The 16874-nt window shown below is 38.2% G+C and carries 13 protein-coding genes; all 13 read left to right on the forward strand.

What is annotated here, in order from left to right:
- Positions 1-223 precede the first annotated feature (223 nt).
- The 13 genes from ACYVLS_RS01620 (at position 224) to ACYVLS_RS01680 (ending at position 16771) form a co-directional block, all read left to right on the forward strand.
- A complete protein-coding gene (locus ACYVLS_RS01620; protein ID WP_460320482.1) occupies positions 224-1669 on the forward strand; it encodes a hypothetical protein in 1446 nt (481 codons plus the stop codon).
- 73 nt (positions 1670-1742) lie between these two features.
- A complete protein-coding gene (locus ACYVLS_RS01625; protein ID WP_460320484.1) occupies positions 1743-2762 on the forward strand; it encodes a glycosyltransferase family 2 protein in 1020 nt (339 codons plus the stop codon).
- 14 nt (positions 2763-2776) lie between these two features.
- Positions 2777-3946, forward strand: a complete 1170-nt coding sequence (locus tag ACYVLS_RS01630; RefSeq protein WP_460320488.1) for a glycosyltransferase — start codon at positions 2777-2779, stop codon at positions 3944-3946.
- 323 nt (positions 3947-4269) lie between these two features.
- Positions 4270-7395 (forward strand): N-acetylglucosaminidase, encoded by a 3126-nt coding sequence (locus tag ACYVLS_RS01635; RefSeq protein ID WP_460320490.1) that lies wholly within the window; start codon positions 4270-4272, stop codon positions 7393-7395.
- 280 nt (positions 7396-7675) lie between these two features.
- On the forward strand, positions 7676-8650 hold the full coding sequence (locus ACYVLS_RS01640) for an LCP family glycopolymer transferase (RefSeq protein ID WP_460320492.1): 975 nt from the start codon (positions 7676-7678) through the stop codon (positions 8648-8650).
- An 82-nt stretch (positions 8651-8732) separates the two neighbouring features.
- A complete protein-coding gene (locus ACYVLS_RS01645; protein WP_460320495.1) occupies positions 8733-9902 on the forward strand; it encodes a nucleotide sugar dehydrogenase in 1170 nt (389 codons plus the stop codon).
- Between the two features lie 233 nt (positions 9903-10135).
- Positions 10136-10879 carry a YveK family protein gene (locus tag ACYVLS_RS01650; protein ID WP_460320497.1) on the forward strand — a complete coding sequence of 248 codons (744 nt, stop codon included), beginning with the start codon at positions 10136-10138 and terminating at the stop codon, positions 10877-10879.
- A gap of 12 nt (positions 10880-10891) precedes the next feature.
- Positions 10892-11596 (forward strand): CpsD/CapB family tyrosine-protein kinase, encoded by a 705-nt coding sequence (locus ACYVLS_RS01655; RefSeq protein WP_460320499.1) that lies wholly within the window; start codon positions 10892-10894, stop codon positions 11594-11596.
- 16 nt (positions 11597-11612) lie between these two features.
- Positions 11613-12383 carry a tyrosine-protein phosphatase gene (locus tag ACYVLS_RS01660; protein ID WP_460320501.1) on the forward strand — a complete coding sequence of 257 codons (771 nt, stop codon included), beginning with the start codon at positions 11613-11615 and terminating at the stop codon, positions 12381-12383.
- Between the two features lie 20 nt (positions 12384-12403).
- Complete coding sequence (locus tag ACYVLS_RS01665; protein ID WP_460320503.1) at positions 12404-14260, forward strand: polysaccharide biosynthesis protein; 1857 nt, start codon at positions 12404-12406, stop codon at positions 14258-14260.
- Positions 14261-14352: 92 nt separating this feature from the next.
- Complete coding sequence (locus tag ACYVLS_RS01670; RefSeq protein WP_460320505.1) at positions 14353-15474, forward strand: DegT/DnrJ/EryC1/StrS family aminotransferase; 1122 nt, start codon at positions 14353-14355, stop codon at positions 15472-15474.
- 1 nt (position 15475) lies between these two features.
- Positions 15476-16111, forward strand: a complete 636-nt coding sequence (locus ACYVLS_RS01675; RefSeq protein ID WP_460320507.1) for a sugar transferase — start codon at positions 15476-15478, stop codon at positions 16109-16111.
- A 33-nt stretch (positions 16112-16144) separates the two neighbouring features.
- Positions 16145-16771, forward strand: a complete 627-nt coding sequence (locus tag ACYVLS_RS01680) for an acetyltransferase (RefSeq protein WP_460320509.1) — start codon at positions 16145-16147, stop codon at positions 16769-16771.
- The last annotated feature ends 103 nt before the right edge of the window (positions 16772-16874 follow it).

Here is a 16874-nt window from a genome sequence, read left to right on the forward strand (position 1 = left end):
CCTCCTGGAGTACGTGTCTTAGTCGACAACCTAATTGTACCATATGGGGGGGTTCCTTTTTTCTATGTTTTAAAAAAGTTGATTTATCAGGTGTTAAACACGACAAATAATTATGAAATTGGCTCAACTAGTTACGTAAGGAGAAATGTCTCTTTAATTAAATACATAGTATAGAAAGAAAGTAGTATAGCAGTTGACTATGCACTGAGAAAGGATACTCATCTTGAAATACAACTATCTGATGAAACAGACAATCGATAATGCATATGAACATTATATGTTAATAGATAATTATTTTTTCAACTATGATAATAAAACACTACTCGCTAAGGCGACGAATAGTGAGACGACCGTCATCGTTTACGGGAAAATCATAGATAGTAGGAATCCAGAATTAACCGGACAGGATATAGCGGCGGAACTATTGAAAGTAAAGAATGGTAGCGATATGATTGAACAAACTGAGTATATGGCAGGACGATATATTATTATCTTTAAAAATACAAGTGAACTTATAATGCTTCCAGACGCCACCTGTTCGGTGCCAAGCTATTACTCTTTCTTAGACAACGAAACTATAATAGCTTCAGAACAGAAAACTATTGCTAAGGTTCTAAAACTACCTTTGTCCGATAGAGCTATTGAAATCAAAAATAATGCAGAAGAGCAGCAGCCGCTACCTTATGATACAACGATGTTTGATGGTATAAGTGTACTCATTCCTAATCATTATTTAGATATTAAGAATCAGAATGTTATACGTTTTTTCCCGGTGAAAAAACTGAAAACTAGAGATATGAATGATGTGATTGAAGAAACGATTCTTTTGACTCAGAACGTTGTAGATAATTATATGTCAGATACTAATCTTATTATTCCGTTGACAGCTGGAAAAGACAGTCGACTAATTCTTGCGTTCTTTAAGCGATATCGGGACAGGATTCAACTGTACACCTTTAATCATAAACCAGATCAAGATGAACCGGATGACATAAAGATACCAAGACAATTAACGAATAAATTAGGTTTATCCTATGAAGTTCTACCCAGAGCACAGATGAAAAAAGAGTCATATGAGTCTTTCGTATCATGTTTTTCGGGTATGCAGAATCGTCGTATTCTTGAAAATGCACTAACGCTCCAACAATCAGAACTGGTATCCAATCAATTCGTTACTGGAGACATTATTCCCATTGTAAAAAGTAATTTTGGAAAAAAGCTCCCTGAAAAATTGGCAACTGTAAATTATCTCGTCACTAAAACTCACAATTATTCAAGTGAGAATAAAAAAATTGTTCGGCAGTGGTTGAAAGATGTAAAAATGCAGGCCCATGAAAACGATGTATCATTATACGATCTCTTTTTTTGGGAAAGTCGTCTTGGACGCTGGTTGCCTAACAATATGAGTAACTATGATAGTATGAGCGATCCAGTACTAATATTTAATAACCGCCGGCTAATTGAAAGTTGGCTATCCATCCCCAGAAAACAGCGTGTGGAAATCGATTTTCACGAAGAGATAATCCGTCGGCTATGGCCAGAATTGCTGGATACCCCCCTAACATCAGGAACCGGGGCAATTAATGAAATGACTAAGAATTCATACGTCTATTATGGGGCAACATTTTTTAAATATTATCTAAAGAAATTTAAAGATAAAATTTTATAAAACAAAAGTTAATTACATGAAAAAAAGCTTTTTGATAAAGACGAACTATAAGTGTTTTATAAGGAGTTGTAATATGAGTGAAAAAAGGTTAGTATCGATTATCATGCCGATATATAATGCAGAAGAATACCTGAGAGAAAACTTGGAGGCGATTGTCAAGCAAACCTACTCTAATCTTGAAGTACTACTAGTGGACGATGGATCAACTGATCAGTCTGCTGAAGTCGCCCGAGAGTTTTGTGATAAAGATGAACGCTTTAGGTATTTCCAACAAAGAAATCAAGGGGCTCCAGTAGCAAGAAATTATGGTTTTAAAGAATCACGCGGCTATTATGCTATATTTGTAGATTCCGATGATGTCCTAGAAAAGGATGCCATTGAACTTTTGTATCTGGTGGCTGAAAAACAGAAGGCGGACTTAGTTATTGGTCAATATAACACAATTGATGAAGAAGGTGTGCCACTAGAATCAAAAAAAATGCAGTATTCAAAAGACGAGATTTATAATGTTAAAGAAAATCTGGATAGATTGTTCCTACTATCTCCCATGCCTGGAAACAAATTATATAATGCAGAGTTGCTCAGAAAGCATGAGCTATTGTTCAGCAACCTGAAACGGGCTCAAGATTTAAATTTTTATTTGAAATTTCTTCTATATGCTAATATAGTTTGTACTCTTTCAGATACAGTTTATCAGTACCGTATAAGACTCAATAGCATTAGCCATACAGTCTCACCTATTATTCTAGAAACAATAACAAGCATTGAAGATGTTGAAAAGTTCTATCGAGAAATCGGTCGTTACGATGACCGCTTGTTCAACACATTGAAATTTAAATATTACTCCGATCAACTCGCTAAAATTCCACAAATTGCAGACAGAAAAGAACGTGAGCAAACTTATAATCGTCTGGCTGATGAATTGAAAGCAATTAAAAGAAATTCTGTTCTTGAGCGTTATCAATCAAAGAAATACACTGTAGTTAAAACTAAGCTAATGTTTCCTTATTTATTTAAAAGCGAGTTATACAGATGGATTCAGACAGCTAAATTGAATAGAAGGGATCGGATTAATCGCCGTTCTCAGGGTTAAGTAAGGTGGATAAAATGAAAATAGTCTATATAGCGAATTTAAACCTGCATGTTAAAGGTGGGTTATTTAAAGCGACGTTCGAGAGAATAAGCAGGATCAGTGAACAGGTAGATGAAATGGTTGTTATCAATAACAATTTTTACGACAGTGCCATTATCAATTTGATGAAAAAAGTCCTGAAAAGAAAAGATACCCGTTATAGAAAACAGAATGTAAGTAGTTATAAAAATATAGACATTAATAATATTAATTTCAAGCGCACAATTCTTTTCTATTTTAAGCGAATTTTCAAACTGAGAAGTACTGAAAATGGTATAATTAGACACTACCTTAAGTATTACAAAAGCGATTTGGAGACTGCAGATATCATTCATGCTCATTTCGGTTGGGTGAATGGTTATATCGCCTATCAACTGAGTAGGGAACTTAATAAGCCATACTTCATTACTCTTCATGGAAGTGATATCAATAAAGTATGGAAACATAACCGATCCCGATTAGTAGAAGCGATGGAGAATGCAGAAACCTGTTTCTTTGTGAGTGGTAAACTGCTTGAAGAGGCGCAAAATCTAGGCTATTCAGGAAAGAATGCTCTAATCACTTATAACGGTGTAGATACCACATTTTTTTCTCAAGAGAATTTAGAACGTCATAACCGTGTAGGATTTATTGGAACATTAAAAGAAGTAAAAGGTGCAGACTTACTGCCGGATATTTTTAATAAAATTCAAGAATATAATGGCAATACGGATTTCACAATCATTGGAGATGGCCCTTTAAAAAATGAGCTCATACAACGTTTTAATAAATTGAATCTTAGTGTAGAAATGCCAGGTCTCGTTGATTATGATGATATCCCAGAATATTTGAAGACCATAGATGTTCTTGTGATTCCAAGTAGGAACGAAGGGTTGGGAATGATTGCTCTAGAAGCCAATGCTATGGGGATACCTGCCGTCGGTTCAGCTGTAGGCGGAGTTCCTGAAGCAATTGGTTTTGAAGAAAATCTCATCTTATTTGATGAGAAATTACCTGAAAAAATGGCTAAAAGATGTACTGTATTAATGAAAACTGAACCAACTTCTGATAAGTACAGAATTCGTGTCATTGAGAATTTTGACTGGGACACTATTGTATCTAAGGAAATAACGGAATACAATAATGCTTTAAAAACACTTGATTAAATTATTTCTTTAATAGTAGTGCTAGATTCTTAAGCAAATAAATAGCATTGACTTAAGTATTAAGGGTAATAGACAGGCATGTATACTTTTCATGCTAGACTATTATCCTTTTTCCAATTTCGGAAAGGCAACCTGTAATATAGTATTTTGAAGTGAATACGAGAAATAGTTCTATTATGATTCTCATTTGTCAAATAATTGTGTTATTTAGGTATAATCATACAAATAAATTAATAATTTCTCTTTAAAATTATATCTTTATGATATAATTGCAGAAGTAATTTGAAAATTACAATATAATACCTTCGAAAGGCGGAGTTATAGTGAAGGAAATCGTAAAAACACGGTCTAGGTTTAAGAACCTTATATATAGCAGTGCCGTTTTAGCAGCTCTTTCACCTTCAGTGGAAGCTCAGGCTCAAGAATCTGGGCCTGTAGATACCAGCGTTTCTATAGACATATTAGAAACAGACAGTCATGGAACCTTATTTAAAGAATTACTTGAAAGCAGTACAGAATTAGTAAACCAAGATGTATCTCTATTACATCTCATGGTGACAACAAGAGAATTGCACTTAGAAGAAAACTTTGAACTAGCTTCTAAGCTGTACAGCTATTTGTCAAATTATCCCGAATTTGATGAAGTGATTTTAGAGCAGATACATATTAATGAAGCCCTCGCAGTTGATTTTACTGAACCAGTCGAATGGACACTTACAGATAATCAGAAAACAAAATATGAAACAATTATTGTGCTTAGAAAAAATCAAATTAATTATTTACTTAATGACGCAGTGGATAAAGAGGCTGAGAATGACCTACATGAAGAAAATGTAAAGTCAACAAATGAAGCTTCCGAAGACAATGATGAGATGAGTATTGTTGAAACAGAAGAACAAGCTGTTCAGATTACAAATGATGCTGATGAAACGGCAGATATAAATAAAGCTGAAACAGATGAAAATGAAGAGACGTTGAACGATTCACAGGAACCAGAGTTTACCGAGATGACAAATATACAAGTAAGTGAAGAGAACAACGTCGAAGAAGATGTAAATTTTCTTACAACATCGAACTCCAACGAAGCAGATAAACTCTACGAGAAATCAATTCAATCGGAATCTGTAACAACTTCTTGGTATACAGCACTAGAAGGCTATAACTTGTATCCCGATGATGCCCGCTTTAAAGATGCCATCGAACGCGCAGGCGTACGCAGTCTGAACTATGCGGACCGCCTGGAAGAGAGAGGCGACCTGCAAAGTGCGCTGGCGTATTTCAACCGGACCCTGTCCAGCCCGTGGTTGTCCGACACGCTGACGGCACGTGCTCAGACATCCAAAGAACGCGTCGAAGAACGCATAGCGACAAATGATGAAGCACGCAAACAAACCTTGTATAATGAATCCGTGCAGTCGGGATCGGTGACCACAGCCTGGAATAAAGCACTAGAAGGCTATAACTTGTATCCCGATGATGCCCGCTTTAAAGATGCCATCGAACGCGCAGGCGTACGCAGTCTGAACTATGCGGACCGCCTGGAAGAGAGAGGCGACCTGCAAAGTGCGCTGGCGTATTTCAACCGGACCCTGTCCAGCCCGTGGTTGTCCGACACGCTGACGGCACGTGCTCAGACATCAATAGCTTCTGTAAGGAAAGCTATTGAAGAAAAAGATAAGGAAAATTTGTACAATACATCAATAAACTCTCCGTATGTAACAGAATCTTGGAATAAAGCGATGGAAGGCTACTCGAAATATCCTAACGACAGTAGATTCCAGGATGCCATCAGAAGGGCAGCTGTCCGTAACTTAAACTATGCTGATTCCCTTAAGTCTTCAGGTAGAGCGCAAAGTTCTATCCAGTACTATGATAGAATACTGAATAGTCCATGGATTCCAAACGATCTATACACTAGAGCGTATAATACAAAAGAAGAAATAATGAAATATCTCGATTCTGATTATGTCTATCAGGAAATACTCAAAGAGAAAAATCAAATTATTGCTTGGGAAATGGCAACTAAAGCATTCGTCGATCATCCGCAAGATAATCGTATCTCAGATTATATCATTAAGCAGGCAGAAGTCATCCTTTCTGATGCCATATCGCTTCATAAGGATTATCAATATGATCGTGCGATTCAACGTTATGACCTTTTAATCAACGGTCCTACTGATATATATGATAATGAAGAAGTAGCCCAAAAGTACAAGATTTTGGCAATGAATAAGCTAATTCCCAATCATGCAACATATCAAAATTCATATTATCATGCGTCACTTGATGAAGCACTCGATGAACAAATGAGGCGAGCGCCTCAAACGCAATCCGGTGGAAGATGGGTCAATGCTACTCGAGCACAGACGGAATATTACCTTAATCCGGAAAACTTCCTGAAAAGTATTGATACATCCACTGAATTTTCAAAAATAACTGGAAAAGTTACTGCGAGTGCATTAAATGTTCGAAGCGGAAGTGGGACGAGTCACAGTGCTATTGACATGATATACAATGGTAAAGAAGTTACTATTATAAATGAAGCAAATGGGTGGTATGAGATTATTTATACCGTCTCTGGTGAAAATCGAAAAGGCTGGGTTTCTGGAGCATTTGTTGAAAAAGATACTAAAGAAAGTGTCAGACACGATTTCAATGACGCATATACTCCTGTAGGGAGGATAACCGCAGCGACTTTAAATGTGAGACAAGGACCTGGTACAGTTCATAGTATCATCACCACTGTTAATAGCGGACAAAGATACACGATTCTTAAGGTAGAAAATGGGTGGTATCAAATTGACTTAGGTAACGGCCAGTATGGTTGGGTATCGGGTGATTTCGTTACTGTTTCCAATACTTTAGATAAAAATCTACTACAGTTTCTTAAGCTATCTGGATCCTCTGGCATAGATGAAGCTAGACTGAATCAGGAAATAGGTAACAGTGGCGTGTTAACCGGAAAAGGGCATGTCTTCCTTGAAGCTAGCCAACGCTATAATATAAATGAAATTTACTTGCTTGCTCATGCAAAGTTGGAGACAGGCAACGGTTCATCAGCTTTGGCTAAAGGAATACTTGTTTCTGAAGTGGATGGAAAACCTGTAACGCCTAAAGTGGTTTATAACATGTATGGCATTGCTGCATTTGACAATTCCCCACTTAAATCTGGTTCTGAGTATGCCTATAAGATGGGTTGGGATACAGTTGATAAAGCAATTTTGGGAGGTGCAGAATGGATTTCTAATCAGTATGTAAACCATCCTACACATAAGCAAGATACATTGTATAAAATGAGATGGAATCCTCTTAATCCTGGTGTTCATCAGTATGCAACGGACATTGGATGGGCGTACAAACAGACACATACATTAAATACACTGGTAGAAATATCACAGAGATATAATCTGCATCTGAACTTTGATATACCTGTATACAATCAGAAGTAATGCGAGATTAATGTCTAAAAGCTACACCGTGTAGTAAAAAGTTGTTAAAGCAGTTAACTCTAGTCTTAAATATGAATATTGAGTAGTTCAATTCTATAAAATACCGTCAAAACAAGAATCTTCCACCTTGTATTTGACGGTATTTTTTGTTTTTGACTAGATTTGTGTATATTTATGTTCAAATCAGATCTATTTGAACATAAATAGTTTTTTTAACTATTGAGTTGTTAGTAATAACTGGTAAAATATAATAGAGTCAATTTTAGAAAGTAGGAAGAAAATGAAAAATCAATCAAGAAGTAGCAGAAATAAGCATCAAAAAAAATCCACAGGTAAAATTGTATTCGGGATAGCGTTTCTTCTGCTAAACATCATCATGCTGGTCGTTGGTTTCTTTGTCTGGCAGGCTTACAGGGATGTCCGCTCGACCACAGACGAAATGTATGAAGAGGCAGAAGCTCAGGAACAGCACGCGAGTCGGGAAGAAAAGCCACTGGAAGTAGATAGTGGTGAGGATCCATTTTCTGTATTGATCCTTGGCGTAGATACGGAAGAGGTAGACAGCATGGTAGGGCGCTCAGACACGATGATGTTAATGACAGTAAATCCGAATGAAGAACGATCCAGTATCGTGAGTATTCCGCGTGATACCTACACTGAAATCATTGGTCGTGGTCATCAGGACAAAATTAATCATGCTCACGCATTCGGTGGAGCAAGCATGGCGGTTAATACGGTACAGAACTTGTTCGATGTTCCTGTTGATTATTATGTCTCGGTCAATATGGAAAGCATGCAGCAAATTATTGATGCCATCGGTGGAATAACGATTACACCACCACTAACCTTTACTCAAGATGAGTACACCTTTACTGAAGGACAGCCGACGACGATGAATGGTTCACAGGCATTAGCCTACTCACGTATGCGTTACAATGATCCAGACGGAGACTACGGTAGACAGTTCCGTCAGAGACAGGTAATTGAAAGTACAATGAGAAGCTTGGCCTCTCTTGACTCCATCAGGAATTACAGCACAATTCTTGGGGCTATGAGTGAAAATATGCGCACTAATATGTCTTTTGATGATATGGTGGACATGTTCAATAACTACCGCTCCTCAGCGAATGAAGTTGAACAGCTTCAATTGTCTGGTCAAGGAACCTATATAGATGGTATTTATTATGACCTCATACCGGATGAAGAAATCGAAAGAGTCAGATCTCACTTAATGTCTGAATTGGAATTGAATTAAACTATAAGTTGCCCTGTTGTGATGATAGTCACTTCAGGGTATTATAGTATATGAGACTAAACAAAGAGAGGAATAGATAAAAATGAATATTACAGTAGTCGGGTTAGGATACGTTGGCTTGTCTAACGCCATTCTTTTAGCTCAAAATAACTCAGTCAAAGCACTGGAAGTTATTGAAGAAAAAGTCGAAATGATTAACAACAAAAAATCTCCCATCGTTGACAAAGAAATTTCAGAATACTTAGAGACTAAAGAATTAGACTTAGCCGCAACGATTGATAAGGAAGAGGCCTATGGACACAACCCAGAGTATGTTGTAATTGCCGCCCCAACTAATTATGATGACAAAACAAATTACTTTGACACATCAGCTTTAGAATCCGTCATTGAGGACGTCATCAAGTATGCTCCAAATGCAACGATGATTATCAAGTCTACCGTTCCTGTAGGTTATACAATGGATGCTAGAGAACGCTTTAATACAGAGAACTTGATCTTTTCGCCGGAGTTTTTAAGAGAAGGCAACGCTTTATATGATAATTTATATCCAAGCCGTATAATTATGGGTGAAAACTCAGAGCGCGCTCAAAAATTTGCGGACTTATTGGTAGAAGGAGCACTAAAGGACAATATTGATGTTCTATTAATGGATTCGACGGAGGCGGAAGCCGTGAAGCTGTTTGCGAATACGTATCTGGCTCTTCGAGTTGCTTATTTCAATGAACTCGATACCTATGCAGAAGTACACGGCTTGGACACTCAGTCCATTATTGATGGGGTATCTTTGGATCCACGAATTGGCGATCACTATAATAACCCATCATTTGGTTACGGTGGCTACTGCTTGCCGAAAGATACTAAACAGCTTCTTGCAAACTATGACAAAGTACCAAACAACATAATCGGAGCAATTGTAGATGCAAACCGTACTCGTAAGGACTTTGTTGCAGAACAAGTTATTGCCAAGCAACCGAAAAAAGTCGGCATTTACCGTTTAGTTATGAAATCAGGATCGGATAATTTCCGTCAAAGTGCCATTCAAGGTATCATGAAACGTATAAAAGCTAAAGGCATTGAAGTAGTTGTTTACGAACCGGTACTCAAAGAAGATAATTTCTATAATTCCAAAGTAAATAATGACCTGGAATCCTTCAAAGAAGAAGTTGATGTGATTATCGCTAACCGACTGACCGAGGATATTATTGACGTAAAAGACAAAGTATATACCCGAGATTTATATAATAATAATTAGTAGTTAAATAAGCCGAACTGGTATAAGTTACTACCAGTTCGGCTTTTCTTAGCTCATTTCACCTGAAAACGTTTACTTACAAAAAGTGTGTCGAAAGTTTGAATAAAAAACAATAGTTATTTATGAACGGTTGATGATTTACATTCAAAGATGTTATTTTATATGCTATTCTTATTAAAGCTTAATAAAAATAAATAAAATAGTACAGCTTTATATTTGATGCGGAGGATATTATGGAAGAAGAAATCAGTTTAGTAGAATTGTTTGATATATTGAAGAAAAGATTAGGTTTAATTATTAGCGCCACCTTAACGGGACTGCTTTTAGTCTCCTTTTATACGTTCTTTATGGTAACCCCTGAGTACAGCTCGACCACACAGTTGCTGGTTAACCGAGCAGAGGGTGCGGACACGATTCAACAGTCAGACATCAACACAAATATTCAATTAATTAATACATATAAAGACATTATTACGGGGCCAGTCATTCTGGATGAAGTAAGAGATGAACTGAATATGACGACCTCCCATGCAGGCCTGTCCAATCGCTTGAGCATTTCAAGTGAAAATAACTCACAAGTATTCTCTATTCGCGTAACGGATACAAATCCTTACAATGCCGCTTTAATTGCCAATACTACAGCGGACGTGTTTCAGGAAAGTTTACCGGACATTATGAACGTGGATAACGTCACAGTAATTTCTGTGGCTGAGGCGAATACAAGTCCGATTTCACCGAACCATACGCTGAATATGGCGATTGGAGTGGTCTTAGGAGCGATGATTGGTGTTGGAATTGCCTTCCTGATAGAGTTCTTGGATAACACGGTCAAAGACGAGCGCTTCATCGTGGAAGAACTGGGATGGACCAACTTAGGATCCGTATCCAAGTTGGATGCCAATGAACTAAAAATTGACAAACGTCAGATTCAGCCGGAGCGCCTATCAGAATCACGTACCGCCCGAGCAAGAGTATAAGGAGACGATAGTATGGCTAAAAAAGAAAAGAAAAAGCAGAAACAGATGACTGAACATGCGGGACTTGTTGTTATAGGGCATCCCCGTTCGCATGTCTCTGAACAGTTCCGAACGATTCGCACAAACATTCAATTTTCCATGGTCGATGAAACGATTCGCTCAGTGGTAGTGACGTCAGCGGATGCGAATGCTGGAAAATCAACGATTGCAGCAAACTTAGCTGCGACTTTTGCTTCAGACGAAAAACGAGTTCTTCTGGTGGATGCGGATTTAAGAAAGCCCACCTTACATAAACTCTTTTCTTTGAAAAACACTGAAGGGTTAACTACTCTCCTGACTGACAAGACAGGCAAAGTAGAAGATGCGGTTATCCGGACACCTAAAGAGGGACTTTATACCATTACGAGTGGTCCGATACCACCGAACCCGGCAGAACTGTTGAGTTCCAACCGGATGAAAGAAATCGAACAGGCGATGCTCGAGTTATTCGACTTAGTCGTATTCGACATGCCACCAATCTTATCCGTGACAGATGCACAGATTATGGCTTCACGCATGGACGGTACACTCTTTGTTATTCCTAAAGGTGAAGTCAACAAGGACGAAGTCTTGAAGTCGAAAGACCTGCTTGAGAAAGTACAGGCGAATGTCATTGGTGCAGTCCTCAACAAAGTAGATAAAAACGATCAGAATTATTACTACTACGGTAGTGAATAAGTAAAGGGTGAAGACGATGATTGACTTGCATTGCCATATTCTTCCTGGAGTAGATGACGGAGCAAAATCAATGGACGAGTCTATAGAGATGGCTGAATTGGCTGTCAAAGAAGGCATTACGCACATCTTGGCCACACCGCATCATCAAAAGCGCGATTGGATGAATGAAAAGCATGACGTTATAAAAAATGTTCAGGCCTTGCAGTCTGAACTGGATGCTAGGGAAATCGAATTAACTCTTTTTCCAGGACAGGAAGTGACCATGTATGGGGAGCTACTGGAGGATATTAAAGAAGACAAGATACTATTCATTGACGAGCATCAGCAGTATGTCCTGATTGAATGGCCATCACATTCTATTCCTAGTTATACTGAGCGCTTATTTTATGACCTTCAGTCAAGTGGCATTACACCAATCATTGTTCACCCTGAACGCAATCACCAGATATTGGAACAGCCGAACTGCCTAAAACCATTCGTCGATAAGGGTGCTCTAGCACAACTGACAGCTGCTAGTTACACTGGCGGTTTCGGAAAAAAGATTGAAAAACTGAGTAGGCAGTTAATTGAAGCCAATCTCGTTCACTTTATCGCTTCTGATGCTCATAATGTAACAAATCGACCGTTTTATATGAAAAAAGCACACGATTTACTCCGAAAAGAATTCGGGAAAGCCCACTGGGATAGTTACAACCAGACTACGAAAAACTTAGTGAACGGAGATCCAGTGTTTCCCCCCACTGCACAATCTATTTCGACCTCATTTATCTCGAAATGGTTTAATTAAAAATTGGAAGGAGTATAAATATGAATCGACGAAAAAAAAGGCTGACATTAGGATTCTTTGACACAGGAGTCCTGACTGCCACCGGTTTATTTTCTTATCTTTTCTTAAATCCATATTTACCCTTGCCTACTTGGCCAATGATTTGGTCCCAGATTATTATTTTAACGGTCTACATAAGTTTAGCATTTCGCCTCAGATTGTTTGATAAAATTAACCGCTATACGAGCATTAAAGAAACTATCATACACGGTATGGTGGTGACGATAGCTTACTTTGCCAGTGATGTGTTTATTATGCTGTTCACACCACTTAGCCAGCGCTTCCTATTTTTATGGTACTTATTATCTGTTTTAATTATTCCGGGAAGCCGAGTGGCGTGGCGCATTATTATTGAACACCGTGAGAAGCGTCAGAAAATGTCAAACGGTAAAGACAGCCCGACTCTACGTACCTTGATAGTCGGAGCCGGGAATGGAGGAAGTCTCTTTATCAAGAGTCTCCAGCATAACCCGGAAGTCGAATTTGTGGGGATCGTTGATGACGATCAAAACAAAGAAAAAACGACCCTGTTTGGTGTCCCTGTCTTAGGGACTACAGAACATATAGAAGAACTAGTCGTCACCTATGATGTAGATCAAGTTACAATCGCTATACCGTCTCTGACAACGAAAGAATTAAACCGGATTGTCGATGACTGCTCAGATTTGAATGTTAAAGTGAACCAAATGCCCTCAGTGGAAGAATTGGTTCAGGGGAACTATGAAGTCAATAAATTTAAAGCCATTGACGTGACGGATTTGCTTGGACGTGAAGAAGTTAAGTTGGATATGGAACAAATTGCCTCTCAAATATCGGGACAGACTGTATTGGTTTCTGGGGCCGGTGGATCAATCGGTTCAGAAATTTGCCGACAAATTATGCGTTTCACGCCGAAATGCATTTTACTTTTAGGTCATGGTGAAAACTCGATTTATTTGGTGCACAGAGAACTGAAACCACTAGCAGATAAAAACAACATTGAGCTGGTACCTGTTATAGCAGATATCCAAGACCGTGACCGATTGTTTGATGTTATGCGTCAATACAAGCCGGATAGAGTCTACCATGCGGCAGCGCACAAGCATGTGCCACTGATGGAGGTCAATCCAACCGAAGCCGTTAAAAATAATGTGTACGGGACGAAAAACATGGCTGAAGCAGCCAAAGCAGCTAAAGTTCAAAGCTTTGTGATGATTTCAACAGATAAAGCCGTTAACCCACCAAACGTCATGGGCGCGACCAAACGAATAGCTGAAATGATTGTGACTGGACTAAACGAGAAGGGCAAGACCAATTTCGTGGCTGTAAGGTTTGGAAATGTTTTGGGGAGCCGAGGCAGTGTGATTCCAGTCTTTAAAGATCAGATTGAAAAAGGCGGACCCGTCACGGTGACGGATTATAGAATGACGCGTTACTTCATGACTATCCCAGAAGCCAGCAGATTAGTACTTCAAGCAGGATCACTAGCCAAAGGTGGCGAAATCTTCGTACTGGACATGGGCAAACCCGTTAAAATTGTTGACTTGGCTAAGAAAATGATTAAGTTAAGCGGTGCAGATAGAGAAGCGATTAAAATCACTGAAGCGGGTATAAGACCCGGTGAGAAACTCTATGAAGAACTGCTGAGCACTAGTGAAAATACCAAAGAACAAGTTTACGAGAAGATCTTTGTTGGAAAAGTCACCAACGAACCAGTCGATCTGGTCCTCGACTTTGTCAGAGAAACGGAACAACTAAACGATAGCCAACTCAAAAAACAACTAGTTGACTTTGCAAACGGCAAGATAGCACTTGAACAAATAGAAACAACTGAAGAATCATCGTTAGTCTATGCTTAACAGTAAAGGCTTTGGCTGCTTGAAGCAGTTAGGGCCTTTCGCTATACATAAATCTAAATAGTAGTTTAGTAAGAAGGAAGGTTGCGTATTGGATGACAGATAAAAAGAAAATTTGGTTAGCTTCCCCGCACATGAGTGATGAAGGGTATGAAATGGAATATGTTCAAGAAGCCTTTGATACAAACTGGATTGCGCCGCTTGGACCTAACGTGAATGAATTTGAAAAAGAATTAGCAAGTAAAGTAGGATCTAAGCAGGCCGCAGCCTTAACATCTGGAACAGGCGCCATTCATATGGCACTTAAAGCTGCTGGAGTAGGTGAGGGTGATATTGTATTGTGTCCAACACTTACATTCTCTGCATCTGCAAATCCAATAATGTATCAAAACGCAACTCCTGTCTTTATTGATAGTGACTACAAAACCTGGAATATGGATCCCGATGCCTTAAATGAAGCACTAGAAAAATACGGTGAGCGAGTTAGAGCTGTTATTGTTGTTCACTTATATGGTTTTTCGGCTGATATGGACAGAATTATGGACGTATGTAATCAATATAACGTTCCAGTTATAGAGGACGCAGCAGAGTCTTTAGGTGGCTACTATAAAGGGCAGCACACTGGAACCTTTGGTAAGTATGGGATTTTCTCATTTAATGGGAATAAGATAATTACAACATCCGGTGGAGGCATGCTAGTCTCAAATGATGAAGAAAGAATTGCTAAAGTTAGGTTCTGGGCTACGCAATCTAGAGATGATGCTAAACACTATCAGCACAGTGAACTAGGGTTCAACTACCGAATGAGTAATGTAGTCGCTGGAATTGGTCGAGGACAACTCAAAGTATTAGAACAGAGGGTTGCCCAAAAGAAATACATTTATGATTATTATAAAAAAGAATTAGGGCACTTAGATGGGGTGAAATTTATGCCCGTCAATGATTGGGATAAACCTAATTATTGGTTGAGTACTTTGACATTAAATGGGTCAGTTAGACCAACTGACGTCATGGACGCTCTGGAAAAAGAAAATATCGAATCAAGACCAGTTTGGAAGCCAATGCACATGCAGCCATATTTTGAAAAGTATGACTATATTGGTAGAGGCGTGAGTGAGAAACTATTTGAAAATGGTATTTGTTTGCCTTCAGATACGAAAATGACTGATGATGATCTCAAAAAAGTTACTGAAATAATAAAAGGGATTTGGGAGTAACATGGAAAGAAATATAGGTTTTTATGAAAAACATTTAAAAAGACCACAAGACTTTTTGTTATCTTTATTAGCTCTTATAGCGTTTAGCCCAATTCTTTTAATTGTAGCTCTTTTAGTTAGAGTTAAATTAGGTAGCCCTATCATTTTTTCACAAGACAGACCCGGAAAGAACGAACAGATTTTTAAGATGTATAAATTCAGAACGATGACTGATGAAAGAGATGAAAGCGGCGACTTACTACCCGACTCTATTAGACTAACTAAGTTTGGCCAAATACTTAGAGCTACAAGTTTAGATGAATTGCCAGAACTTTGGAATATAGTGCGCGGGGATATGTCAGTTGTAGGCCCACGACCATTACTTGTCAGTTATTTAGATTTGTATAGCCCTCATCAAAAAAGAAGGCACGAAGTAAGACCCGGTCTTTCTGGACATGCCCAAGTTAATGGGCGTAATGCGATTAGTTGGGAAGATAAGTTCAACTTAGATGTGGAGTATGTAGACAATGTGAGCTTTGTTGGTGATTGGAAAATAATTTTCTTAACTATCAAAAAGGTTTTTGTTAAAGAAGGAATTCGCTCAGATACTTCAGTAACGATGGAGCCTTTTAGAGGAAACAATGTAAATAAAATCTAAATATTTTATTTTTCTGAAAGGAGCCCACATATCGTGAGAGACAAGTTAATTATTATTGGTGCTAGTGGACATGGTAAAGTAGTTGCAGATATTGCAATGAAAATGAATCAGTGGCGTAGCATTGTATTTCTCGATGATGATGAGTCTATTAAGACGTCTATAGGGCTGGAAGTCATTGGGAAATCATCGGATGTATTAAAATATAAAAATGAAGCTAATTTCTTTGTGGCAATAGGAAATAATACTGTTCGGGAAAAAGTCCAGGAGAAGTTACTTCAAGAAAATTTAAATCTAGTTAGTTTGATTCATCCAAATTCTACTATTGGTACTGATGTTGAGATTGACTTGGGTACAGTAGTGATGGCCGGAGTTGTTATTAACAGTTCTACTAGAATTGGAAAAGGATGTATTATCAATACAAGTTCTAGTTTGGATCATGATAATGTCTTAAAAGATTATGTACACATATCTCCTGGAACTCATTTAGCCGGAACAGTAATTGTCGGAAAAGGGAGTTGGCTTGGCATAGGAAGTGTGGTAAGTAATAACGTAAATATCTGCAGTAACAGCAAAGTAGGTGCGGGTGCTGTTGTAGTTGAGGATATTACTGAACCTGGGAAGTATGTTGGGGTTCCGGTGGTAACACCCAATAATCTATGAAAAACTATGTATTAAAAAAATCTTGTTGCTCGTTTGATACTTGCTATTGATCAGGCTAAATAAATACTGATTTTTAAAAAAAGTTAGTCCTTAATAAAAGTCT

The sequence above is a fragment of the Alkalibacterium psychrotolerans genome (genome assembly GCF_054784355.1).